Source organism: Streptomyces sp. NPDC025638 (assembly GCF_055558775.1).
Genome location: NZ_JBVHLX010000007.1, coordinates 274,479 through 296,736, shown reverse-complemented (window position 1 = coordinate 296,736; position 22,258 = coordinate 274,479). Strand labels below are relative to the sequence as shown.

Sequence of the window (22,258 nt, the reverse complement as noted above, 5' to 3'; positions counted from 1 at the left end):
TCCGTGCTGTTCAGCTCACGGTGACGGCGGGCTCTCCGGACCCGACGCCGTCCTGCTCCATCTGTTCGGCGATCTTCATCGCCTCCTCGATGAGGGTCTCCACGATCTTGGACTCGGGCACGGTCTTGATGACCTCGCCCTTGACGAAGATCTGGCCCTTGCCGTTGCCGGAGGCCACCCCCAGGTCCGCCTCGCGCGCCTCGCCGGGGCCGTTGACCACGCACCCCATGACCGCCACGCGCAGCGGCACTTCCATCCCCTCCAGGCCCGCCGTGACCTCGTCCGCCAGCTTGTAGACGTCGACCTGGGCGCGTCCGCAGGACGGGCACGACACGATCTCCAGCCGCCGCGGCCGGAGGTTCAGCGACTCCAGGATCTGGATGCCGACCTTGACCTCCTCGGCGGGCGGCGCCGACAGGGACACCCGGATCGTGTCGCCGATGCCCCGCGAGAGCAGCGCGCCGAAGGCGACCGCCGACTTGATGGTGCCCTGGAAGGCCGGGCCCGCCTCCGTGACGCCCAGGTGCAGCGGGTAGTCGCACTGCGCCGCGAGCTGCCGGTACGCCTCGACCATCACCACCGGGTCGTTGTGCTTGACGGAGATCTTGATGTCCCTGAAGCCGTGCTCCTCGAAGAGGGACGCCTCCCACAGGGCGCTCTCCACCAGCGCCTCGGGGGTGGCCCTGCCGTACTTCTGGAGCAGCCGGCGGTCCAGCGAGCCGGCGTTGACCCCGATACGGACCGGCGTGCCGCGGTCCTTGGCGGCCCGCGCGATCTCCTTCACCTGGTCGTCGAACTTCTTGATGTTGCCGGGGTTCACCCGCACGGCAGCACAGCCGGCCTCGATGGCCGCGAACACGTACTTCGGCTGGAAGTGGATGTCCGCGATCACCGGGATCCGCGACTTGCGGGCGATGGTCGCGAGGGCGTCCGCGTCGTCCTGGGTCGGGCAGGCGACGCGCACGATCTGGCAGCCGGACGCGGTCAGTTCCGCGATCTGCTGAAGGGTGGCGCCGATGTCCGACGTACGGGTCGTCGTCATCGACTGCACCGACACCGGGGCCCCGCCCCCGACCGCCACCGGCCCGACATGGATCTGCCGCGACGCGCGCCGCTCGGCGATCGGCCGGGCCGGTACCTCGGGGACGCCCAAGGGAATGGCGGTCATCACATCACTTCTGCTTTCCGCTGGTCATGGTCTCGCGGGCGGCCCGCAGCGACTCCTTCAGGGAGCCCATGGTGGCCAGGACGGCGGTCGGCTCGTAGCCGCAGTGCGCCATGCAGTTGGCGCACCGCGGGTCCTTGCCGCGGCCGTACGCGTCCCAGTCGGTCTCCTCCAACAGCTGCTTGTACGTGGCCACATAGCCGTCGCTCATCAGATAGCAGGGCTTCTGCCAGCCGAAGAGCGAGTAGCTCGGGATCGCCCACGCCGTGCACGGGAAGTCGACCTTGCCCTCCAGGAAGTCCAGGAAGAGCGGGCTCTGGTTGAGCCTCCAGCGCCGGCGGTTGCCGCCCGCGAAGGCCTTCTTGAACAGCTCACGGGTCTGCTGGACGCCGAGGAAGTGCTCCTGGTCGGGAGCCTTCTCGTAGGCGTAGGCGGGCGAGAGCATCATCTCGTCGACCTGCAGGTCGTCGTTGAGGAAGTTCAGCACCTCGACGACGGTCTGGGGGGTGTCGGTGTTGAAGAAGGTCGAGTTGGTGGTCACCCGGAAGCCGCGCCGCTTGGCCTCCTTGATGGCCTCCACCGCCTCGTCGAAGGTGCCCTCCTTGGCCACCGAGGCGTCGTGCCGCTCCCGCAGCCCGTCGATGTGCACCGCCCAGGCGAAGTAGGGCGAGGGCTTGAACCTGTCCATGTGCTTGCGCATCAGCAGTGCGTTGGTGCAGAGGAAGACGAACTTCTTCCGGGCCACCAACTGCCGTACGATCTCGTCGATCTGGGGGTGCATCAGCGGCTCGCCGCCGGCGATGGACACCATCGGGGCACCGGACTCCAGCACCGCTCCCACGGCCTGGGCGACGGGCATGCGCTGCTTGAGGATGCCCGCCGGATGCTGGATCTTGCCGCAGCCCTCGCACTTGAGATTGCAGGCGAACAACGGTTCCAGCTCCACCAGCAGCGCGAACTTGTCCCGCTTCCGCAGTTTCTGTTCGAACAGGTATGTAGCGACCTTGATGGATTGACGCAGCGGCATGGCCATCTGGCTCACCTCCGGGGGAGCAGCAAAGAACGGTGCCATTCGAAGAAAGCGGGAATCACTGAACGAAGGACGCGGAAAGCCGATATTCCACCGCGCACCGTGCCGATCCGGACGAGTTCATGTTCTGGTGCGTCCACGACCACCCGTACGGCCGCAACCGGGCGCTCGCCTGCGCGGACAGCGCTCACCAGCGTCGCCGCCGACTCCATGTCGACGGCGATCGCGCCGGTCGCGCGCAGGTCGGAGCGTTCCTGACCGCGGACGACATGGTCGGAGCCGGTGAGGGGCCCGGTGTGGACGGTGCGCCCGGGCGCGGTGCGCACGAGTTCCTCGACGAGCAGGTCGGTGCCCACGCACGGGACGTTTCCCCGCGGGTCCCGGGTCTCCTCGGCGACGACCAGGTCGCCGGGGTGCATGCCGGGGGCGAGTCCCGCGCAGAAGCCGGTGGCCAGGACGGCCGCGCCGGCGAACGCCGGGTCGGCCAGCAGGCGGCTGACGGAGCGCTCCGCCGCCTCGGGTCCCATGCCGGTGCGCAGGACGGTGACGGGCCCGCCAGCTCCGCCGTGGTCGCGGGTGCGCAGGGCGAGCCGCTCGATGCCGAGCGCGCAGGCGATCAGCAGCGGGGCCGGGGCGGGCTGTGCGTTCATCAGCTCCCCTTGGCCTCGGCGAGGCGCTGCTCGGCGAGCTTCTCGGCGGGCTTGGCGGTGTGCTGGTCGGCGAAGGGCTCGCCGTGCACATAGCGGCCGAGGGCGGTGAGCGGGAAGACCTGCCGGTAGAGGTGGTAGTTGATGGAGAAGTCCCAGGGGAATCCGGTGCCGGTGAAGTACGGCTCGTCCCAGGAGCCGTCCTCCCGCTGGGTCTCGGCCAGCCACTGGATGCCGCGCTCGACGGCCTTGGAGTCCTTCTCCCCCGCCGCGAGCAGCGCCATCAGCGCCCACGCGGTCTGCGAGGCGGTGGAGGCGCCGCGGCCGCTCCACTCCTTGACGTGCTTGTAGGAGCGCAGGTCCTCGCCCCAGCCGCCGTCGTCGTTCTGGACGCTCTCCAGCCAGGTGACGGCCCGGCGGATCGCCCGGTGGGAGGCGGGGAGCCCGGCGGTGGTCAGCGCGGGCACCACGGCCCCGGTGCCGTAGACGTAGTTGACGCCCCAGCGGCCGAACCACGAGCCGTCCGGCTCCTGTTCGGCCAGCAGCCACTCGATGCCGCGCCGGGTGCGCGGGTCGTGGGAGAGTCCCTCGACCGCGAGCATCTCGACGACATGCGCGGTGACGTCGGCCGAGGGCGGGTCGACGACCTCACCGAAGTCGCAGAACGGCAGCCGGTTGGGGAACGGGCTGGTGTTGTCGGCGTCGAAGGCGCCCCAGGCCCCGTTGCGGGACTGCATGCCGACTTCCCAGCGCACTCCGCGCGTGATCGCCTTCTCCACCCGCTCCGGGTCGTGGTGCCGGACCCGGCGCAGGGCGAGGATCACCTCGGCGGTGTCGTCGATGTCGGGGTAGTTGTCGTTGTGGAACTCGAACGCCCAGCCGCCCGGCGGGAGTCCGGGCCGCCGTACGGACCAGTCACCGGGCCGGACGACCTGTTCGCCGAGCATCCAGTCGGCGGCCTTGACGAGCTGCGGGTGATCGGCGGGGAGCCCGGCGTCGGCGAGCGCGATGGTCGCCAGGCAGGTGTCCCACACCGGGGACTGGCAGGCCTCGATCATCCGGGCGCCGTCCTCGCGCCACACGGCGTACCGGTCCAGCGACTCCAGTCCCGCACGCATCACCGGGTGTTCGAGGTCGTAGCCGAGCAGGTACAGCGCGATCACCGAGTACACGGCGGGCGGCTGGATGCCGCCCCAGCAGCCGTCGTTCTCCTGCCGCTCGACGATCCAGCGGGCGGCTGAGTTCATCGCGGCCCGGCGCAGCTTGCGCGGTACGACCCGGCGCGCCCGGTGCAGCGCCCTGTCCAGCCGCTGGAAGACACCGTCCCAGCTCGCGGCCGGGGCGAGGGGCCTTTGCGGGTTCGGACGGTCCGGGTCGGTGTGCAGTTCGTCGAGCGGGAAGGGCGCGGGCCGCACCGGGCGCTTCGCGGAGACGATGGTGAGCGGCACGATGGTCTGCCGGGCCCAGCAGCCGAAGTCGTAGATGTTGAGCGGCATCCACTTGGGGAAGTAGATCAGCTCCGGCGGGAGTTCGGGCAGGTCCTCCCACTTCCACCAGCCGAACAGGGCCAGCCAGATCCGGGTGAAGACCCGGGCGGACGCGATGCCGCCCCGCTCGCGGATCCAGGCGGAGGCGCGGGCCATGTGGGGCTCGTCGGGCGCGTCGCCCGCCAGGCGGAGCGCGACATAGGCTTCGATGGTGGTGGAGAGTTCACCGGGGCCGCCGTGAAACGTGGCCCAGGTGCCGTCCGCGCGCTGCTCGCCGCGGATGAAGAGCGCGGCGGCTTGGGTCGTCGCCTCGTCGCGGATGCCCAGGAACTGACGGAGCAGCAGGTCCTCGGCATCCATCGTGACGTTGGTCTCGAGGTCGCCCTTCCACCAGCCCTCCGCGTCCTGCCGGGAGAGCAGGAAGTCGGTGGCGAGCCCGACGGCGCGTTCGGCGGCTTCTTGTACCCCGGCCGCCACGGATGTGGTGATGTCGGTTTCGCTGGCCGCGGCGGCCCGGGGCGGCAAGGCGGCCCCGGTGCTTCCGTCGGTCGTCGCTGTCATGGCTTCCCCTTCGTGCAGTCGTACGAGTCGTGCTGCTGTGGGTCCGCCGTCGGCCGGTACGCGTCGGATCTCGCGTCACCGGCCGGCGACTACGCGAGGGTTATTCGACCGATAGTGATCATCTCTTTCGTACGACGACGAAGTCGGCGAGCGCCGCGAACCGGTCCCGTACCGGGGTGGGCATGTCGACGGCGTCGAGGGCTTCGATGGCGATGGTGTACTGGCGGCGTGCCTCTTCGGCGGTCCACTCGCGGCCGCCCGCCTCCTCGATGAGGGCGGCACGGGCCGCGAACTCCTCCTCGGAGAAGTTCTCGAAGTCGCTGCTCTTGGCGTCGGCGGCGAGCATCTCGCCGAGCCGCTCGGAGGCGGGTCCGCCGGCCGCGAGCGCGGCGACGACCGGCAGGGACTTCTTGCGCTGGCGCAGGTCGCTCCAGGTCTGCTTGCCGGTGGCCTCCGGGTCGCCCCAGATGCCGAGCAGGTCGTCGACGGCCTGGAAGGCGAGGCCGAGGTGGTAGCCGTACTTCTCCAGGGTGTCGGCGGTGCGGTCGTCGGCGCCGCCGAGCACCGCGCCGATGGAGCTGGCGCAGGCCAGCAGCGCACCGGTCTTGTTGCCCTCCATCTCCAGGCACTCCTCGACGCTGACGCGGTCGCGGTGCTCGTAGGAGATGTCCTGCGCCTGACCGTCGATCAGGGCGCGGGTGGCGGTGGTCAGCCGGCGGGTGGCGCGGCCGGCCTCGACGGTGCCGAGCTCCAGGAGGATCTCGTTGGCCAGGGCGAACAGGGCGTCGCCGACCAGGATGGCCTGGGCGGGGCCGTGTACCTTCCAGACGGTGTCGCGGTGGCGGCGCTGTTCGTCGCCGTCCATCAGGTCGTCGTGCAGGAGCGAGAAGTTGTGGACCAGTTCGACGGCGACCGCGCCGGGGATGCCGGCCTCGGGGGCGGCGCCGGTGACCTCGGCGGAGAGCACGGCGAGGGCGGGGCGTACGGCCTTGCCGCCGTCGCCGTCGGCGGGGTTGCCCTGCGCGTCGATCCAGCCGAAGTGGTAGGCGGCGACGGTGTCCATGGGAGGGGCCAGCCGGTCGACGGCTGCCCGCAGTACCGGTGTGGCCAGGGTCCGACCGCGCTCCAGGAGCGCGGTCACGTCCACCGCGGTCTCGCGAGCGGCCTTCGAGGCCGGGGGCACAGTGGGCACAGTCTCTCCTCTTGTTGCGGTACCGGGGGTGCGGGGGCCTGCCGGGTGCTGATCGAGCATCACGCCGCCTCCTCGAAGTCGAAGAGGTGGCTGGGGCGGGGCCGGCCCAGGGCGCTCAGCGCGGCGTCGGCCGCACTCACTCCGCTGCGGACCGCACTCTCCATGGTCGCGGGCCACCCTGTGGCGGTCCACGCTCCGGCCAGGTACAGGCCGGGAGCCTTGGTGCGGGCGCCGGGCCGCAGCCGCCCGACGCCGGGGGTGGGAGCGAACGTCGCGGCGCGCTCCCGGGTCACGAAGAAGTCCTGCACCCGCGCGCCGCGGGCGGCGGGCAGCAGGCGTTCCAGCTCGGGCAGATAGCGCTCGCGCAGCACGGCGACCGGCTCGTCGATCTCGTCCTGCGCGGCGGACTGGGACAGGGCGAGGTACTGGCCGGTGCGCAGCCCGGACGCCTCGGTGCGGTCGAAGACCCACTGCACCGGGGTGCCGAGGGCCGCGAAGAACGGCTTGGCGAGCACCTTGCGGTCGTAGACGACATGGAGGTTGAGGATCGGCGCGGTGCCGATCGCCAGCAGGTTCTCGGGGGCGTCGAGGGCGCCGGGCGGCAGCAGCTCGTGGGTCTCGCGCTGCGGTACGGCGAGGACGACGGCGTCCGTCTCCAGCGTCTCGCCGGGAACCTGAACGCTCCAACTCCCGTTTTCGTTGATGAAGACGGAGGTGACGCGTGTACGGACCTCGGTACGGACGCCCGCGGAGTCGAGCGCCTTGCGGGCGAGGCGGTCATGCAGTTCGCCCAGCGGGACGTGCGCCCAGCCGATGTCGGCCGCGCCCGGGTCGGACAGCAGACCGGTCTTGAACACCATCGCGGCGAGCCCCAGCGAGGCGTCGCCCGCGACCGCGTTGAGGGTGGCGACCCCGACCAGGTCCCACAGGGCCTCGACGGCACGCGCCGACTGGCCGCGCCCGGCCAGCCAGCTGCCGAAGTCCTGCGTGTCCAGCGTCGGATCGGTGAGGTCGAGCCCCTTGAGCGCGAGCGCGGCACGCCCCACGTTGGCCCGCTCGGCGAGCGAGAGATGCGGGTAGGTGGCCAGGCTCCGGCCCAGATGCAGGGGCACGGGCAGGGCGTCGCGCCGCAGCCTCCCGAGCCGTCGGCCCTCGGGCTTGGCGACGTCGAGAACGGGCACGTCGAGACGATCCTGCAGTGGTGCCAGCGCCGTGCCCTCGATGCGGTCGAGGAACCAGCGGTAGGCGGTGCAGCAGCGCAGGTACACATGCTGGCCGTTGTCGACGGTCAGCTCGCCGCGCCGGAAGGAGAAGGCGAGCCCGCCCAGGCGCGGCCTGCCTTCGAGCAGGGTGACGCGGACGCCCGCGTCGGCGAGCGCGAGCGCGGACGTGATCCCGGCCAGTCCGCCGCCGACCACGACGGCACTGCGCCCGGTGCCCCCCGGCGTGCCGGCGTGCGGCTCGTCGGCCTGCCTGCCGTCGTTCATCGCGCGTCCTCCCGTGCGTGCCCGCCGTGGTGGTTGAACAGTGCACGGCAGGCCGTCGCAGTCAGGGACGCCGCACCGCACCGGAGGGTTGCGTGCCGTTTTTCTCCGGTGGAGTCACCTTGGACCGTATTGTCCATCAGGCGCGCCTCCTGACGGTCCGCCGGGACGCGTGCCGACGGGTGTCGAGGCCGGACAGGCCGCGCACGGCGACATAGGCCTTCTCGCGTCCGGGCAGCGAGACCCGGCCGCGCAGCACGGCCTCCGGGTCGCGCTCGATGCGGTCGAGCAGACGGCGGTAGATGCCGGCCATGGCGGCGACGCAGGCACCGCTGCGCCGGTCGAGCATGGGGAGCAGCCGGTAGCCCTCGGCGAAAAGGGCACGGGCCCGTCGCACTTCGAAGTGCACGAGGCCCGCGAAGTCGGAGCCCTCCGGTGGTGTCGGTCCGTTGAACCCGGCCGAGCAGCCGAACTTCGCGAGGTCGTCGGCGGGCAGATAGGTACGGCCGCCCTCGGCGTCCTCGCGGACGTCTCTGAGAATGTTGGTGAGCTGCAGCGCGAGACCGAGGGTGTCGGCGTACTCGGGTGCGCGCTCGACACCGCGCGCCCCCTCTTCCGTGCCGAACACGCCGAGGGAGAGCCGCCCGATGGCGCCGGCCACACAACGGCAGTAGACCTTCAGGTCGTCCCAGGTCTCATAGTGCTCGCCGCGTACGTCCATGAGGACGCCGTCGATGAGTTCGTCCAGGCCGCCCAGCGGGACCGGGAAGGCCCGGGCGGCGTGCGTGAGGGCGACGGCGACCGGGTCGGTGTCGTCCTCGCCGACCGCGCCCTCGCGGATCCGGGCGAGCAGGGCCCGGGTGTCCTCCAGGCGCGCGACCTTGACCTCGTCCGCCAGCGCGCCGTCGCCGATGTCGTCGACGCGCCGGGAAAAGGCGTACAGCGCCGACATCGCGCGGCGCTTGGGCGTCGGCAGCAGTCTGATGCCGTACGCGAAATTACGGGCCTGCTGCCCGGTGACGGCCTCGCAGTAGCTGTAGGCGGCGAGTACCGGTGAGGACACGCGTGGCGGAGACTCCACGGTCCGGATCACCCCTCTCCTCGCAGAGACACGCCCACCTCGCGCAGCAGCTGGACCTTGCCGGGCTTGGGCGGGCCGGGAAGTACGTCGTATTCGGCGGCGGCGATCGCGCGGATCGCCGCCCTTCCCCCCGCCACGAACCCCGCGAGCAGCAGCCTCAACCTGCCGTGGACGCTACCCACCAGGGGGGCGCCTTCATTCAGGAGACCGCGGGCGCGTTCTGATTCGTATGCAACCAGTGCGCGCACCGATGCGCTCGCGGTTGTCGTGGCGAGATCCGCCTCCTGGACCTGAAAGCGTTTCATGTCCTCGGCGGGCAGATAGATCCGGTCGCGGCCGAGGTCCTCGGCGACGTCCTGAAGGTGTTCGACGATCTGGAGGGCCGTGCAGATCGAGTCGGAGAGGCGGATCCGCTCGGGGGTCGAGGTTCCGGTGACGGCGAGGACGAGGCGGCCGACGGGGTTGGCGGACAGCTCGCAGTAGGCAAGCAAGTCGTCGTAGGTCTCGTACCGCTTGACGAGCTGGTCCTGGCGGTTGGCCGCGATCAGGCCGAGGAAGGGCCCGGGGGTGAGGGAGCGCCGGCGGACCGTCGGCTGGAGGCGGCGCAGCAGGGGGTGGTGCGGGGTGGAGTCGAACACGCGGTGCAGATCGGCCTCGAAGGCGTCGAGGAGCAGCAGGCGGTCCTCGGCCTGTGCGGGCGACACGCCGAGCAGACGGGCGTCGGCGCCGCCGGGTGCCAGGTCGCCGTCGCCGATGTCGTCGACGAGACGCGCGAAGCCGTACACCGCCATGAGGTCGTCGCGCCAGGCCCTGGGCAGGAAGAATGGGGCCACCGGGAAGTTCTCGTCCGCGGCCTTGTCGAGGGTGCCGCGCTCGGGATCCAGGGTGCGCGGCGTACCGGTCGCCGTCACCGCACGCTGCCCGGGGCGTGGACGGCACATGCTGCGTTGAGCTGGGGAGTTTCCGTAGCCATTGCCGTCACATCTCCCGTTCTACACTGCCGACCCAATACACACTATTTCGGACACGCCGCCTCGCCGTCGGTGGAGCGCCCCTGACGGTGGGTGTCGCGTATTATCGCCCCACTTGCCGCTTTCGGGGACCGGTACAGCTTACGTTGTACAACGCAGCTGGGTCCGTCGGGGTGTCCTGCACATCACAACAACACACCGATTGGCGTCAAGATTCCTAAGGGAAGCCGGAGTTGACGTTTCCTTTGCAGACGCAGGGCCCCGCCGGAAAGGTTCCGGCAGGGCCCTGGGCGGAACCGGGCTACTTGCCCGTGAACTTCTCGTATTCCCTGAGCACCTCGTCGGTCGGTCCGTCCATGCGCAACTCGCCGCGCTCCAGCCACAGGACGCGGTCGCAGGTGTCGCGGATGGACTTGTTGTTGTGACTGACCAGAAACACGGTGCCGGCTTCCTTGCGCAGTTCCCGGATGCGTTCCTCGGAGCGCTTTTGGAACTTGCGGTCGCCGGTGGCCAGGGCCTCGTCGATCATCAGGACGTCATGGTCCTTGGCGGCGGCGATGGAGAAGCGGAGACGGGCCGCCATGCCGGAGGAATAAGTGCGCATCGGCAGGGTGATGAAGTCGCCCTTCTCGTTGATCCCGGAGAAGTCGACGATGTCCTGGTAGCGCTCCTTGATCTCCTCCCGGGACATGCCCATGGCGAGCCCGCCCAATATGACGTTCCGCTCCCCGGTGAGGTCGTTCATCAGGGCCGCGTTGACACCGAGCAGGGACGGCTGGCCGTCGGTGTAGACCTTGCCCTTCTCGGCGGGCAGCAGACCGGCGATGGCACGCAGCAGCGTGGACTTGCCGGAGCCGTTGGAGCCGATCAGACCGATGGCCTCGCCGCGGTAGGCGACGAAGGACACGCCCCGCACGGCGTGCACCTTGCGCACGCCCCGTTCCTCGCCGCGCTTGAGGATGCGGCTGAGCGCGGCGGTGGCGCTGCCCTTACCGGTCTTGGCGCCGTTGACCCGGTAGACGATGTGCAGTTCGTCCGCGATGACGGTGGGGATGAGTTCCCGCTGGTCCTGCTCAGCCACGGCCGTACCTCTCCTCCGCCTTCCAGAAGTACACGAAGCCGCCGACGGCGAGCAGCGTGGCCCAGCCGCCCGCGGCCACCCAGACGTGCTCGGGGAGGTTCTCGGAACCGTAGCCGTCGATGAGCGCGAAGCGCATCAGGTCCATGAAGATGGCGGCCGGGTTCCACTGCAGGACGGTGGCCACCCACTGCGGCTTGTCGGCCAGCATGATCGGGATGGAGAACATCACGCCCGACGCGTACATCCAGGTACGCATCACGAACGGCATCAGCTGGGCGAGGTCCGGGGTCTTCGAACCCGCCCGGGCCATGATCAGCGCGAGACCGGTGTTGAAGAGGAACTGCAGGGCGAGGATCGGGGCGATCAGCAGCCAGGACAGGTCCGGGTAGCTGCCGAAGCCGACCGCGACGACGAACAGCACCAGCATCGAGAACAGCAGCTGCTGGAGCTGCTGCAGCGCGAAGGAGACGGGCAGCGAGGCACGCGGGAAGTGCAGGGCGCGGACCAGGCCGAGGTTGCCGGAGATCGCGCGCACGCCGGCCATCACCGAGCTCTGCGTGAAGGTGAAGACGAACACACCCGTCACCAGGAACGGGATGTACACGTCGTGCGACATGCCCCGGTCCGCCTTGAGGATGAGCCCGAAGATGAAGTAGTACACCGCGGCGTTCAGCAGCGGGGTGGCCACCTGCCAGAGCTGCCCGAGCTTGGCCTGGCTGTACTGGGCGGTCAGCTTCGCCTGGGAGAAGGCGATGATGAAGTGCCGCCGGCCCCACAGCTGTCGGACGTACTCGACGAGCGAGGGGCGGGCACCGCTCACGGCGAGCCCGTACTTGGCGGCGAGCTCGGCGGCCGGCAGTCCCTCGTCGGGCGACGGAGCCGCGTTCACCGCGACCCCGGCGTCATGCGTTGTCTCACTCACGGGTGGAAACTTTCGTCTTCGAGTTCGTCTTCGAGGCCGTCCGCGCTTCGCCGCGCGATGCATGGCGCCTCAGGTCGAGCTTGTCAGATGACCGGAGGCCGGCCCAGTCGGGTCAGCCGCCACACCGTACGCCACTTCATGGGCCGGCGGGGACCGCACGGAGTGGCCCAGCCCTCCTTGAACCCGCCGAACCAGGCCTTGAGCGCCGGGCGTGAGGGCCGGCGCAGCAGCGTGAGCAGCAGCCACACCCCGAGATAGACCGGGACCAGGGGGGCGGGAAGGTTGCGGCGGGCCAGCCAGACGCGGTTGCGGGCGACCATGCGGTGGTAGATCGCGTGCCGGGAGGGCGCGGTCGTGGGGTGGTACAGCACCATGTCGGACCGGTAGTCGATCATCCAGCCCGCGTCCAGGGCCCGCCAGGCGAGGTCGGTCTCCTCGTGGGCGTAGAAGAACTCGTCCGGCAGCCCGCCGACTTCGGCGAAGACCTGGGTACGGACGGCGTTGGCGCCGCCGAGGAAGGTGGTGACCCGGGAGGAGCGCATCGGGTCGGAGGCCCGCAGCCGCGGGACGTGGCGGCGCTGGGTGACGCCGGTGTCCGGGTCGGCGATCCGGAAGCTGATGATGCCGAGTTCGGGGTCGGCGGCGAAGGCCTGCCGGCACAGCTCGGCGGTGTCGTGCTGGGCGAGGAGGCCGTCGTCGTCGAGGAAGAGCAATATGTCGACGTCCCGGCCGCCCGGCCCGAAGGCCTCTGTGCCGACGTTGCGGCCGCCCGGAATGCCCAGGTTCTCGGGCAGCTCCAGCGTCCGGACGCCCTCGGGGACGTCCGGCACCGGCGAGCCGTTGCCGACGACGACGACCTCGACCGCGTCGCCGTCCTGCTTGGCGACCGAGTCGAGCAGGGCGCGCAGCTCGTCGGGACGGTTGCCCATGGTGATGACGACCGCGCCGACCTTCAGTGAAGACGTCATCGCACTCACCGCAGCCTGCTCGACGCCAGGACGGACACCAGGTGCAGCACGGTCTGCACCAGCGCGATCCCGGCGAGTACGGCGGTGCCGAGCCGGGTGAAGAACAGGTCGCCCCTGATCTGGTCCGCGATCGCGAGGACCAGGATCAGCAAGGACGCCTCGATCCCGAGGATCAGCCGGTGGAACTTGAGCGCCGCGGCGGCACGGCGGGCCAGCGCCATGCCGGAGGAGCGGGGCTCGGACGCGGCCTCCTTGACCGGCGGCAGGCCGCCCTGGTGCCGGGCGACACCGACCAGGTCGGTCTCCGCCTTGACCAGGATCGCGCCGAGGGCGGCCAGGGTGCCGAGGAAGGCCCACAGCCAGTCGATCCGCCCGGAGCCCCACAGGTCGGCGGCGCGCAGGCCGAGGCCGACCAGGACCGCCGCGTCGGTCAGATAGGCGCCGACCCGGTCCAGATAGACCCCGCCGAGCGAGTACTGCTTCTTCCAGCGCGCGATCTCGCCGTCGACGCAGTCCAGCAGCAGATACAGCTGGACCATGACGACGCCGAGCACGGCGCCCGCGATCCCCGGCACCAGCAGGGCCGGGGCCGCGAGCACACCGCAGACGGTCATCAGGTACGTGAGCTGGTTGGGCGTGACCCTGGTGTTCACCAGGTAGCGGTCGACCCGCAGGGACACCTCGCGCATATAGAGGCGTCCCATCCAGTGCTCACCGCTGCGCCGGTCCTTCACCCCCGGGGGATGGACGACCGTGCGGAGTTCAGCTACCGATGGCCTTGACATAGTCGGCGTAGAAGTCCTTGATCTGGTGGGTCTTGAGGTCGAGGTGTTCGAGGATCGTGTAGCGGCCGGGCCGGGTCTCCGGAGCGAACTCCACGACCCGGACGAACTCGTCCACGGTGAAGCCGATCTCCTCCGGCAGCACCGGAAGCCCGTGCCGGCGCAGCACCTGGGCCGTGTGCACCGACTCCTCGTGGGCTCCGCGCAGATACATCGCGAAGGCCGCGCCGAGCCCGCACTGCTCGCCGTGGCTCGCGGCGCGCCGGGGGTAGAGCAGGTCGAAGGCGTGGTTGATCTCGTGGCAGGAGCCCGAGGCGGGCCGGGAGTCGCCCGAGATCGACATCGCGATGCCGGTGAGGACCAGCGCCTCGGCGAGCACCTGGAGGAAGTCGTTGTCCCCGATACCGCCGGGGTGCCGCAGCACCGCCTCGCCGGCCTGGCGGGCCATGGCGGCGGCGAGGCCGTCGATCTTCTCGCCGTTGACGCGGTTGGACAGCTGCCAGTCCGCGATCGAGTTGATGTTGGAGATCGCGTCGCCGATTCCGGCCCGTACGAAGCGCGCCGGGGCCTCGCGGATCACATCCAGGTCGATGACGACCGCGATCGGGTTCGGCACGCCGTACGAGCCGCGCCCCGCGTCGTTGTCGAGGGTGGCGACCGGCGAGCACAGACCGTCGTGCGCGAGGTTCGTCGGCACGGCGACCAGGGGCAGGCCGACCCGGGCCGCGGCGAACTTGGCGCAGTCGATGATCTTGCCGCCGCCGAGTCCGACGACCGCGTCGTAGTGGCCGGCCTTGATGTCGCCGGCCAGCCGCACGGCGTCGTCGAGGGTGCCGCCGCCCACCTCGTACCAGCTGGCGCCGGGCAGCGAGGGCGCGATGCGCTCGCGCAGCCGGGCGCCGGAGCCGCCGCTGACGGCGACGGCGAGCCGGCCGGAGTGCGAGATGCGCTCGTCGGCGAGCACACCGGCCAGGTCGTCGAGGGCACCCGGGCGGATGTCCACGACGAGCGGCGAGGGAATGAGCCTCGTCAGTACTGGCACGCGATCTCCCGTCCCCTGGCGAGGTCGTCGTGGTTGTCGATCTCGACCCACTGGACCTCGCCGATGGGCGCCGTGTCGATCCTGAAGCCGCGGTTCACGAGCTCCTGGTAGCCGTGCTCGTAGAACTGCTGCGGGTCGGTCTCCCACACGGCCTTGAGCGCGTCGGCCAGTTCGGGGGCCGCGTCGCCCTCGATCAGGGTGACGCCGATGTACTCGCCGGAAGCCTCGGCGGGGTCCATCAGCTTGGTGATCCTCGTCATGCCCTTGTCGGGGTCGACGACGACCTTCATCTCCTCGTCGGCCAGGCTCTTCACCGTGTCCAGGGCGAGGATGATCTTCTTGCCCTCGCCGCGGGCGGCGAGCAGGGTCTTCTCGACGGAGACCGGGTGCACGGTGTCGCCGTTGGCGAGGATCACACCGTCCTTGAGGGCGTCACGCCCGCACCACAGGGAGTAGGCGTTGTTCCACTCCTCGGCCTTGTCGTTGTCGATGAGGGTGAGCTTCAGGCCGTACTTCGCCTCGAGAGCCGCCTTGCGCTCGTACACGGCCTCCTTGCGGTAGCCGACGATGATCGCGGCCTCGGTCAGACCTACCTCGGCGAAGTTGCCGAGCGTGAGGTCGAGCACGGTGATGCTGTCCTCTATGCCCGCGGGGCCCACCGGCACCAATGCCTTGGGAAGGCTGTCGGTGTAGGGGCGAAGACGCCGTCCGGCGCCCGCCGCCAGCACGAGGCCGATCATGCGGTTTCTCCTTCGTCGTGTACGGCGGGCGCCCCTGCGGACACCCAGAAGCGGATGCTCTCGACGAGCACCACGAGGGCGACGGCCACGGCCAGGACCGTGAGCGCGACCTTGAACTGCGCGGCGGTGAGCAGCGCTGCCAGCACGGTGACGAGCAGCGTCCGACCCTCCTGCCCCCCGATGGCGCGCACCAGCCAGGCCGGCGGCGCTCCGGCGTTCCCGCGGATGCGGTACACCGTGTCGTAGTGATGGTAGGCGACGGCGGCCACCAGGCCGAAAGCCGCAGGAAGGGCTCCGTTCACCTCCGCTTTGGCCGCGAGGGCGAGCACGGTGCCGTACTCGGCGGCCCGGAAGAACGGCGGGACCAGCCAGTCGAGGGCGCCCTTGAGCGGGCGGGCGACGGCAAGGGCGGAGGTCAGGGCGTAGCCGGCGGCCGCGATCACCGGCAGCGGTCCGCCGAAGTCGGTCAGTGCGGAGGCGGCCACGACGGCGGCTGCGCCCAGGAGGGCGACGGCGGGGACGGCGAGGCCGGGCAGCCCCTTCTTGCCAGGCAGCCCCTTCTCGAAGAGACGTACGAGACCGTCCGAGAGGGCGCCCGAGTCGGCCAGGTCCGCCAGCGCCTGTGCCGCCCGGTCCGTCCGCCGCGCCTTGCGCGTCAGCGACCGCAGTACCCGCCCCGCCGTGGTGTACGTCGCCGCGAGGGCGCAGCCGATCAGCAGCGCGTAGAAGGTGATCCGCGGGGTCGTGGCCGCCGTGAGGATGGCTATCATCGCCCATCGTTCGCCGATGGGCAGGACTATCATCCGGCGCACCCAGACCGTCCAGCCGACGCTGTCGAGCCTGTCGGAGAGGGCGGCGGTGGGGCTGGTGTTGGCGGTGGCGTCGTGGTTGGCCTCGTTGAAGGAGAAGTCCACGACGTGCCGGCAGGTCTGCAGGATCATGGCGCCGAGGGCGAGGGCCCAGACGTCGTCGCCGCCGCGGGCCGCGCCGAGCGCGAGGCCCGCGTAGTAGGCGTATTCCTTGGCGCGGTCGAAGGTGGCGTCCAGCCAGGCGCCGAGCGTCGAGTACTGGAGCGAGTAGCGGGCGAGCTGGCCGTCGGTGCAGTCCAGGACGAACGAGCAGATCAGCAGGATGCCCGCGGCGACGAATCCCACACGGGTGCCGGTGGCCGCGCAGCCCGCCGCGATCAGGGCGGTGAGCAGCGAGGCGGTGGTGACCTGGTTGGGGGTCAGACCCCGGCGGGCGCACCAGCGGGCGATGTAGCGCGAGTACGGGCTGATGAAGAACGTGGTGAAGAAGCCGTCGCGGGACTTCACGGCCGACTTCAGGCGGACGGCCTCGTCGTCGACGGCGTCCACGGCCTGGCGTGCCTCGTTGCGGGCCTGCGGGTCGCTGGGGACGGCGGCGACCAGGCTGCCGAGTTCGGGGCGGTGCACGTCCGCGCCGTCGGCGTCGAGGGCGGTGACGATACCGTCGGCGACGCTGTCCACGGCGACCGCGCCCGCGCCGCCCCCCGAAGCCTCCCGCGCGACCGCACGGGTCAGGGCCTGGCGGCCGGCCGGCTGGGCGGTCACGGCGCCCGGGATCGCGGCGAGCGGGAAGCGGGGGTCGGTGAGGCCGAGGCGCAGCGCGTGCGGATGGCCCACGAAGCGGGCGTCGACGACGGCCACCCGCCGGTCTGCCGGGACGGCGGCGAGGAGCGCCTCGGTGTCCGAGGCGTCGGAGGCCACCCGCACGTCGAAGCCGAGGGACCGCAGATCGCTTTCGAGCGACGATCCGGGGACCGGCTGACCGGTGACGATGGCGGTCGACAACCGAACTCACTCCCTGGGTGCCGACGCGTTCGCGCCGGTCGTCTGCGTGTTGGATGGGCCGCTTGTCCGTGACACCCGGGCGGCATGTCGGCAGAGGCTATCCGATGACCGGAGGCCCGTGTTCACCGCCCGTTCACGGGCCGGTCGACGCGGGCTCCACCGGCCTTTGCCGCGATCATCATCGGGGATCGGGGGCCCGCCCCACAAACCGTGCCGCGCACACCCGGCCCCGTTCCGGGCATCCGGGACATCGCGTATCGCCCGCGCGGCCTCGGCATAGGGTGGACGACCATGACTTGGCTGATCACCGGCGGGGCCGGATACATCGGGGCGCATGTGGCGCGGGCCATGAACGAGGCCGGGGAGCGTGTCGTGGCCCTGGACGATCTGTCGGCCGGGGTGCCCGAGCGGCTCCCGGACGAGATCCCGCTCGTCACGGGCTCCACGATGGACGCGGACCTGCTCAAGCGGGTCTTCGTCGAGCACGGGGTGACGGGTGTGGTGCATCTCGCGGCGCGCAAGCAGGTCGCCGAGTCGGTGGCGCAGCCCACGCGCTACTACCGGGAGAACGTCGGCGGCCTGGCCACGCTGCTGGAGGCGGCCGCCGGGGCCGGGATCGAGCGGTTCCTCTTCTCCTCGTCGGCGGCCGTGTACGGGAACCCGGATGTGGACCTCATCACGGAGGACACCCCGTGTGCGCCAGTGAACCCGTACGGCGAGACGAAACTGGCCGGCGAATGGCTGGTGCGGGCGGCGGGGCAGGCGCACGGCATGGCGACCGTCTGTCTGCGTTACTTCAATGTGGCGGGCGCGGCCGGGCCGCTGCTGGCCGACACGGGCGTGTTCAACATCGTGCCGATGGTCTTCGACCGGCTCACCCGCAGCGAGGCCCCGCGGATCTTCGGTGACGACTATCCGACGCCGGACGGCACCTGCATCCGCGACTACATCCATGTCGCCGACCTCGCCGAGGCCCATCTCGCGGCGGCCCGCCTGCTCACCGGGGGCGGCGCGACCGGGGATCTGACGGTGAACATCGGCCGCGGCGAGGGCGTTTCGGTCCGTGAACTGATCACGGTCATCGGCGAGGTCACCGGCGACCGGCGGGCGCCCGTCGTCGAGGACCGTCGCCCCGGGGACGCGCCGCGCGCGGTCGCCTCGGCCGCGCTTGCCGCCGAGGAGTTGGGCTGGCGGGCGAGGCGCGGGGTGCGCGAGATGGTGGAGTCGGCATGGCAGGGCTGGCAGCTGCACCACGGCAAGTAAGTCGGCAATGCCCTGACCTGCGGTTCGTTTCCGCAGGTCAGGGCACATGACAACGGTGTTCAGTGCCGCGTTGCCCGATACCCCCCACCCGTAGTTCACTGTGATCCCGGGCGACACACAGGAGGGTGGATTCCATGGGGGCCGGTCACGATCACGGGCACGGGCACACGCACGCGCCCCCCACCGGCACGGCGGCCGCGGCCTACCGCGGCAGGCTGCGCGTCGCTCTGTCGATCACGCTCGCCGTCATGGTGATCGAGATCGCCGGTGGTGTGCTCGCCGATTCGCTCGCGCTGATCGCGGACGCGGCGCACATGGCCACGGACGCGCTGGGCCTGGGCATGGCCCTGCTCGCCATCCACTTCGCCAACCGCCCGCCGAGCACCAACCGCACCTTCGGCCTCGCGCGCGCCGAGATCCTCGCCGCCCTCGCCAACTGTCTGCTGCTGCTCGGCGTCGGCGGTTACGTCCTGTACGAGGCGATCCAGCGGTTCTTCACACCCGCCGAGACCCACGGTCAGCTGATGCTCGCGTTCGGTGCGATCGGCCTGGTCGCGAACATGATCTCGCTCACGCTGCTGATGAAGGGCCAGCGGGACAGCCTGAACGTGCGCGGCGCGTTCCTGGAGGTGGCCGCGGACGCGCTCGGCTCGCTCGCGGTGATCATCTCGGCGGCGGTGATCCTGGCCACGGGCTGGCAGGCGGCCGACCCGATCGCCTCGCTGGTCATCGGCCTGATGATCGTCCCGCGCACGGTGAAGCTGCTGCGCGAGACCCTCGACGTGCTGCTGGAGGCCGCCCCCAAGGACGTCGACATGGCGGAGGTGCGGGCCCACATCCTGGCGCTGGACGGTGTGGAGGACGTACACGATCTGCACGCCTGGACCATCACCTCCGGTCTGCCGGTGCTGTCCGCGCATGTGGTCGTGCGCTCGGACGTGCTGAGCGCCACAGGCCACGAGAAGATGCTGCACGAGTTGCAGGGCTGTCTCGGCCACCACTTCGACGTGGAGCACTGCACCTTCCAGCTGGAGCCGGGCGGGCACGCGGAGCACGAGGCACGCCTGTGCCTCTGACGGCACCTCGCTGACGGCCGTCACGACCGGAACGCAGCGGTCCGGAGCGCCCCGGCGTCCTTGTGTTCGAGGCCATGGGACGGTTCCCGGCCACGCCTGCCGGGCACGATCATCTACCGGGTCCCTCTTCCGGCGTGGTCCGTGCCGGGAAGTGCCGGTAGTGCCGGATTCGTACGGCAGACTTGGGGTGCCAAGACCGAGGCGAAGGATGGGTATGCCGATCACACCTGCCACCGCGACGCACAGCTCGTCGAACGGCACCGCGGACGAGATTTTGCTGGAACTGGTCGACGAGAAGGGTGTGACGATCGGCACCGCGGAGAAGCTCGCGGCGCATCAGCCGCCGGGACAGCTGCACCGCGCGTTCTCGGTGTTCCTCTTCGACGAGCGCGGACGGCTGCTGCTCCAGCAGCGGGCCCTCGGCAAGTACCACTCCCCCGGTGTGTGGTCCAACACCTGCTGCGGCCACCCCTACCCGGGCGAGGCACCCTTCGCGGCGGCCGCCCGGCGGACGTACGAGGAGCTCGGCGTCTCGCCGTCGCTGCTGGCCGAGGCGGGCACGGTCCGCTACAACCACCCCGACCCGGCCTCGGGCCTGGTCGAGCAGGAGTACAACCACCTGTTCGTCGGCATGGTGCAGGCCCCGCTCGGGCCGGATCCCCAGGAGGTGGCGCAGACCGCCTTCGTGACCCCCGCCGAGCTGGCGGAACGGCATGCGAAGGACACCTTCTCCTCCTGGTTCATGACCGTTCTGGACGCGGCCCGTCCAGCGGTCAAGGAGCTGACGGGCCCGTCCGCGGGCTGGTGAGGAGACTCACACCAGCCGGACCGGTTTGAGCGGCAGGGCGGCCCAGATCACCTTGCCGCCGCTCGCCGTGTGCTCCACGTCGACCACCCCGCCCGCCTCCTGGGCCACCTCGCGGACCAGGAGCAGTCCCCGGCCGCCGGTCTGACCGTGATCGGCCTCCAGGGCGGTCGGGCGGTAGGGATGGTTGTCCTCCACCGACACACGCACCCACTCGGCACCGACGGCCACCTCCACGGCGAGCATCGGCGACAGCAGCGCCGCGTGCTTCACCGCGTTGGTGACCAGTTCGGAGACGATCAGCAACAGCCCGTGGACCAGGTCGTCCGAGACCGGGACGCCCTGGCGCAGCAGCAGGTCCCGCACGGCGTGTCGCGCCTGCGGGACCGAGGCGTCGACTGCGGCGGCGGTGAACCGCCACACCCCTTCGTACGGCAGCGGGTCCGGCGCCCTCTGGTCGCCTCCGTGTGGGCGCGGGTCGTACCCGCGCCCGTGGTTTTCCATCGTCCGGTCGCCACCCTCGCGCTCGATTGTCACCACACATCGAGTGTTGATAACGACCTGCTCCACCCCACAGGTCTGACAGGAAGTCAGCTGGTATCGAACGGTTCTGACCGTTGGCGTATGACAAGGTCAGTTGTGGGACTGCTCCTGTCCCGGTCGCGCCGCCTTCGCGAACTATTCGGGTTGTACGGGTTTGACGGGTTCCCCCGGAGATCATGCCAGGGCAGCGGCGGATAGCATCCCCGCATGGAGCCCCAGCTGCTGCACTCGGTCGCCGACTCGGTCGCCACCGTCGTCGTCCACCACCCGGCCAAGCGCAACGCCATGACGGCCGCGATGTGGCGGTCCCTGCCCCCGCTGCTCGACGCACTGGCCGCCGATCCCGCCGTGCGGGCGCTGGTGCTCACCGGTGAGGGCACGACCTTCTGCGCCGGGGCCGACATCTCGACACTGCGGGGCTCGCCGGAGGAGGCGCAGCGGCTCGCCGTGGCGGCGGAGGAGGCCCTGGCGACGTTCCCCAAGCCGACCCTGGCGGCGATCCGCGGTCACTGCGTGGGCGGCGGGTCGCAGCTCGCGGCGGCCTGCGATCTGCGGTTCGCCGAGGAGGGGTCGCTGTTCGGGGTGACCCCGGCGAAGCTCGGCATCGTCTATCCGGCGTCCTCCACCCGCCGGCTGGTCTCGCTGGTGGGCCCGGCCGCCGCCAAGTACCTCCTCTTCTCCGGCGAGTTGATCGAGGCGGAGCGGGCCCTGCGCACGGGTCTGATCGACGAGCTGCTGGCGGAGGGCGAACTCGGCAAGCGGGTCGCCGAGTTCGCCCGGGTCCTGGTCTCGCGCTCGCAGCTGACGCAGGCCGCGGCGAAGGAGTTCGCGAACGGGCACACCGACCGGGACGCGCACTGGACGGAGCAGGCGCGCGGCAGCGGCGACACCGCGGAGGGGGTCGCCGCCTTCCTGGAGCGCCGCCGGCCGCACTTCACCTGGACCGTGCCTACACCAGAGTGAACCGGCTGTTCGTACGGAACTCCTCGACGAGATGCGCGGGCGCCTTGCCCGGGGACCCGGCGTCGTAGGGCGGCTGCGGGTCGTACTCGGTCAGCAGCTGCACGGCCTGGGCATGCTCGTCGCCCGCGATCCGGCCGACCAGCGTGAGGCCCATGTCGATGCCGGAGGAGACACCGGCCGCGGTGACGTATTTGCCGTCGGTGACGACCCGTTCCCCGGTCGGCAGCGCGCCGTACTCCTTCAGCAGGTCGAGCGCGACCCAGTGGCTGGTCGCCCGGCGGCCCCTCAGCAGTCCGGCGGCGGCCAGCAGCAGCGAGCCGGAGCACACGGAGGTGGTCCAGGTGCTCGTGGCGTCGGCGCCGCGCAGCCACTCCAGCAGGGCCTCGTTCTCCAGCTGGGCGAAGGTGCCGGCGCCGCCGGCGACCACGACGAGGTCGGGGTGCGGCACCTCGTCCAGGGCCTTGTCCGCGGTGACGGCGAGGAATCCCGTCTCGGTGCGCACGGGGCCGGGCCGCTCGGCGACGAAGTCGAGACGGACGTCCGGGAGGCGGGCGAGGACCTCGTAGGGCCCCACGACGTCGAGGGCGGTGAAGCGGTCGTAGACGACGCAGGCGATGTGCATCGCGAGTCCCCTTTCGGTG

The 22,258-nt window shown here is 70.8% G+C and carries 22 protein-coding genes; 4 read left to right on the top strand and 18 right to left on the bottom strand.

Annotation, left to right across the window (positions count from 1 at the left end):
- Window positions 1–10: 10 nt before the first annotated feature.
- From ispG to ACZ4EG_RS20300, 16 genes are all read right to left on the bottom strand, one after another.
- On the bottom strand, window positions 11–1,168 hold the full coding sequence (gene ispG / locus ACZ4EG_RS20375; protein WP_467791567.1) for a flavodoxin-dependent (E)-4-hydroxy-3-methylbut-2-enyl-diphosphate synthase: 1,158 nt from the start codon (window positions 1,166–1,168) through the stop codon (window positions 11–13).
- A 4-nt stretch (window positions 1,169–1,172) separates the two neighbouring features.
- Entirely contained in the window at window positions 1,173–2,198 is a 1,026-nt protein-coding gene (gene hpnH, locus ACZ4EG_RS20370; RefSeq protein ID WP_363298584.1) for an adenosyl-hopene transferase HpnH, read from the bottom strand.
- Window positions 2,199–2,203: 5 nt separating this feature from the next.
- A complete protein-coding gene (locus ACZ4EG_RS20365) occupies window positions 2,204–2,845 on the bottom strand; it encodes a 5'-methylthioadenosine/S-adenosylhomocysteine nucleosidase family protein (protein ID WP_467791566.1) in 642 nt (213 codons plus the stop codon).
- Window positions 2,845–4,890: a squalene--hopene cyclase gene (gene shc, locus ACZ4EG_RS20360; RefSeq protein WP_467791565.1), complete on the bottom strand. Its 2,046-nt coding sequence runs from the start codon at window positions 4,888–4,890 to the stop codon at window positions 2,845–2,847. The genes ACZ4EG_RS20365 and shc overlap by 1 nt, the downstream gene beginning before the upstream one ends.
- A gap of 118 nt (window positions 4,891–5,008) precedes the next feature.
- The gene (locus tag ACZ4EG_RS20355; protein WP_453546792.1) at window positions 5,009–6,073 is read right to left on the bottom strand and encodes a polyprenyl synthetase family protein; all 1,065 of its coding nucleotides are present in this window, start codon (window positions 6,071–6,073) and stop codon (window positions 5,009–5,011) included.
- Window positions 6,074–6,141: 68 nt separating this feature from the next.
- Window positions 6,142–7,569 (bottom strand): hydroxysqualene dehydroxylase HpnE, encoded by a 1,428-nt coding sequence (gene hpnE / locus ACZ4EG_RS20350; RefSeq protein ID WP_467791564.1) that lies wholly within the window; start codon window positions 7,567–7,569, stop codon window positions 6,142–6,144.
- Window positions 7,566–7,706 carry a DUF6380 family protein gene (locus tag ACZ4EG_RS20345; RefSeq protein ID WP_390705552.1) on the bottom strand — a complete coding sequence of 47 codons (141 nt, stop codon included), beginning with the start codon at window positions 7,704–7,706 and terminating at the stop codon, window positions 7,566–7,568. Before ACZ4EG_RS20345 ends, hpnE begins: the two co-directional genes overlap by 4 nt.
- Window positions 7,706–8,659, bottom strand: a complete 954-nt coding sequence (gene hpnD, locus ACZ4EG_RS20340) for a presqualene diphosphate synthase HpnD (RefSeq protein WP_467791563.1) — start codon at window positions 8,657–8,659, stop codon at window positions 7,706–7,708. The genes ACZ4EG_RS20345 and hpnD overlap by 1 nt, the downstream gene beginning before the upstream one ends.
- The gene (gene hpnC / locus ACZ4EG_RS20335; protein ID WP_467791562.1) at window positions 8,656–9,558 is read right to left on the bottom strand and encodes a squalene synthase HpnC; all 903 of its coding nucleotides are present in this window, start codon (window positions 9,556–9,558) and stop codon (window positions 8,656–8,658) included. The genes hpnD and hpnC overlap by 4 nt, the downstream gene beginning before the upstream one ends.
- Before the next feature lie 361 nt (window positions 9,559–9,919).
- Window positions 9,920–10,699: an ABC transporter ATP-binding protein gene (locus ACZ4EG_RS20330; RefSeq protein ID WP_453545415.1), complete on the bottom strand. Its 780-nt coding sequence runs from the start codon at window positions 10,697–10,699 to the stop codon at window positions 9,920–9,922.
- Window positions 10,692–11,621, bottom strand: coding sequence for an ABC transporter permease (locus tag ACZ4EG_RS20325; RefSeq protein ID WP_467791561.1), 930 nt, complete (start codon window positions 11,619–11,621; stop codon window positions 10,692–10,694). The genes ACZ4EG_RS20330 and ACZ4EG_RS20325 overlap by 8 nt, the downstream gene beginning before the upstream one ends.
- Before the next feature lie 83 nt (window positions 11,622–11,704).
- A complete protein-coding gene (locus ACZ4EG_RS20320; protein ID WP_467791560.1) occupies window positions 11,705–12,589 on the bottom strand; it encodes a glycosyltransferase family 2 protein in 885 nt (294 codons plus the stop codon).
- A gap of 5 nt (window positions 12,590–12,594) precedes the next feature.
- Window positions 12,595–13,374, bottom strand: coding sequence for a CDP-alcohol phosphatidyltransferase family protein (locus ACZ4EG_RS20315; protein WP_316750273.1), 780 nt, complete (start codon window positions 13,372–13,374; stop codon window positions 12,595–12,597).
- On the bottom strand, window positions 13,352–14,413 hold the full coding sequence (locus ACZ4EG_RS20310; RefSeq protein WP_467791559.1) for an iron-containing alcohol dehydrogenase family protein: 1,062 nt from the start codon (window positions 14,411–14,413) through the stop codon (window positions 13,352–13,354). The genes ACZ4EG_RS20315 and ACZ4EG_RS20310 overlap by 23 nt, the downstream gene beginning before the upstream one ends.
- Window positions 14,401–15,153, bottom strand: a complete 753-nt coding sequence (locus tag ACZ4EG_RS20305; RefSeq protein WP_467791558.1) for a phosphocholine cytidylyltransferase family protein — start codon at window positions 15,151–15,153, stop codon at window positions 14,401–14,403. Before ACZ4EG_RS20305 ends, ACZ4EG_RS20310 begins: the two co-directional genes overlap by 13 nt.
- Complete coding sequence (locus tag ACZ4EG_RS20300) at window positions 15,150–16,967, bottom strand: DUF5941 domain-containing protein (RefSeq protein WP_467791557.1); 1,818 nt, start codon at window positions 16,965–16,967, stop codon at window positions 15,150–15,152. The genes ACZ4EG_RS20305 and ACZ4EG_RS20300 overlap by 4 nt, the downstream gene beginning before the upstream one ends.
- 291 nt (window positions 16,968–17,258) lie before the next feature.
- On the opposite strand from ACZ4EG_RS20300, the gene galE reads away from it, so the two are divergent.
- The 3 genes from galE (at window position 17,259) to idi (ending at window position 20,114) form a co-directional block, all read left to right on the top strand.
- On the top strand, window positions 17,259–18,230 hold the full coding sequence (galE, locus tag ACZ4EG_RS20295; protein WP_467791556.1) for a UDP-glucose 4-epimerase GalE: 972 nt from the start codon (window positions 17,259–17,261) through the stop codon (window positions 18,228–18,230).
- Between the two features lie 134 nt (window positions 18,231–18,364).
- Window positions 18,365–19,306 carry a cation diffusion facilitator family transporter gene (locus ACZ4EG_RS20290; protein ID WP_467791555.1) on the top strand — a complete coding sequence of 314 codons (942 nt, stop codon included), beginning with the start codon at window positions 18,365–18,367 and terminating at the stop codon, window positions 19,304–19,306.
- Window positions 19,307–19,520: 214 nt separating this feature from the next.
- Window positions 19,521–20,114, top strand: coding sequence for an isopentenyl-diphosphate Delta-isomerase (idi, locus tag ACZ4EG_RS20285; RefSeq protein ID WP_363298599.1), 594 nt, complete (start codon window positions 19,521–19,523; stop codon window positions 20,112–20,114).
- A 6-nt stretch (window positions 20,115–20,120) separates the two neighbouring features.
- On the opposite strand, the gene ACZ4EG_RS20280 is transcribed toward idi, so the two are convergent.
- Window positions 20,121–20,615 (bottom strand): ATP-binding protein, encoded by a 495-nt coding sequence (locus ACZ4EG_RS20280; RefSeq protein WP_263216798.1) that lies wholly within the window; start codon window positions 20,613–20,615, stop codon window positions 20,121–20,123.
- Between the two features lie 246 nt (window positions 20,616–20,861).
- On the opposite strand from ACZ4EG_RS20280, the gene ACZ4EG_RS20275 reads away from it, so the two are divergent.
- Window positions 20,862–21,617, top strand: a complete 756-nt coding sequence (locus tag ACZ4EG_RS20275) for an enoyl-CoA hydratase/isomerase family protein (RefSeq protein ID WP_467791554.1) — start codon at window positions 20,862–20,864, stop codon at window positions 21,615–21,617.
- Here the strand turns inward: ACZ4EG_RS20275 and ACZ4EG_RS20270 are convergent.
- Window positions 21,604–22,239 (bottom strand): DJ-1/PfpI family protein, encoded by a 636-nt coding sequence (locus ACZ4EG_RS20270; RefSeq protein ID WP_453545396.1) that lies wholly within the window; start codon window positions 22,237–22,239, stop codon window positions 21,604–21,606. The genes ACZ4EG_RS20275 and ACZ4EG_RS20270 overlap by 14 nt on opposite strands.
- Window positions 22,240–22,258 lie beyond the last annotated feature (19 nt).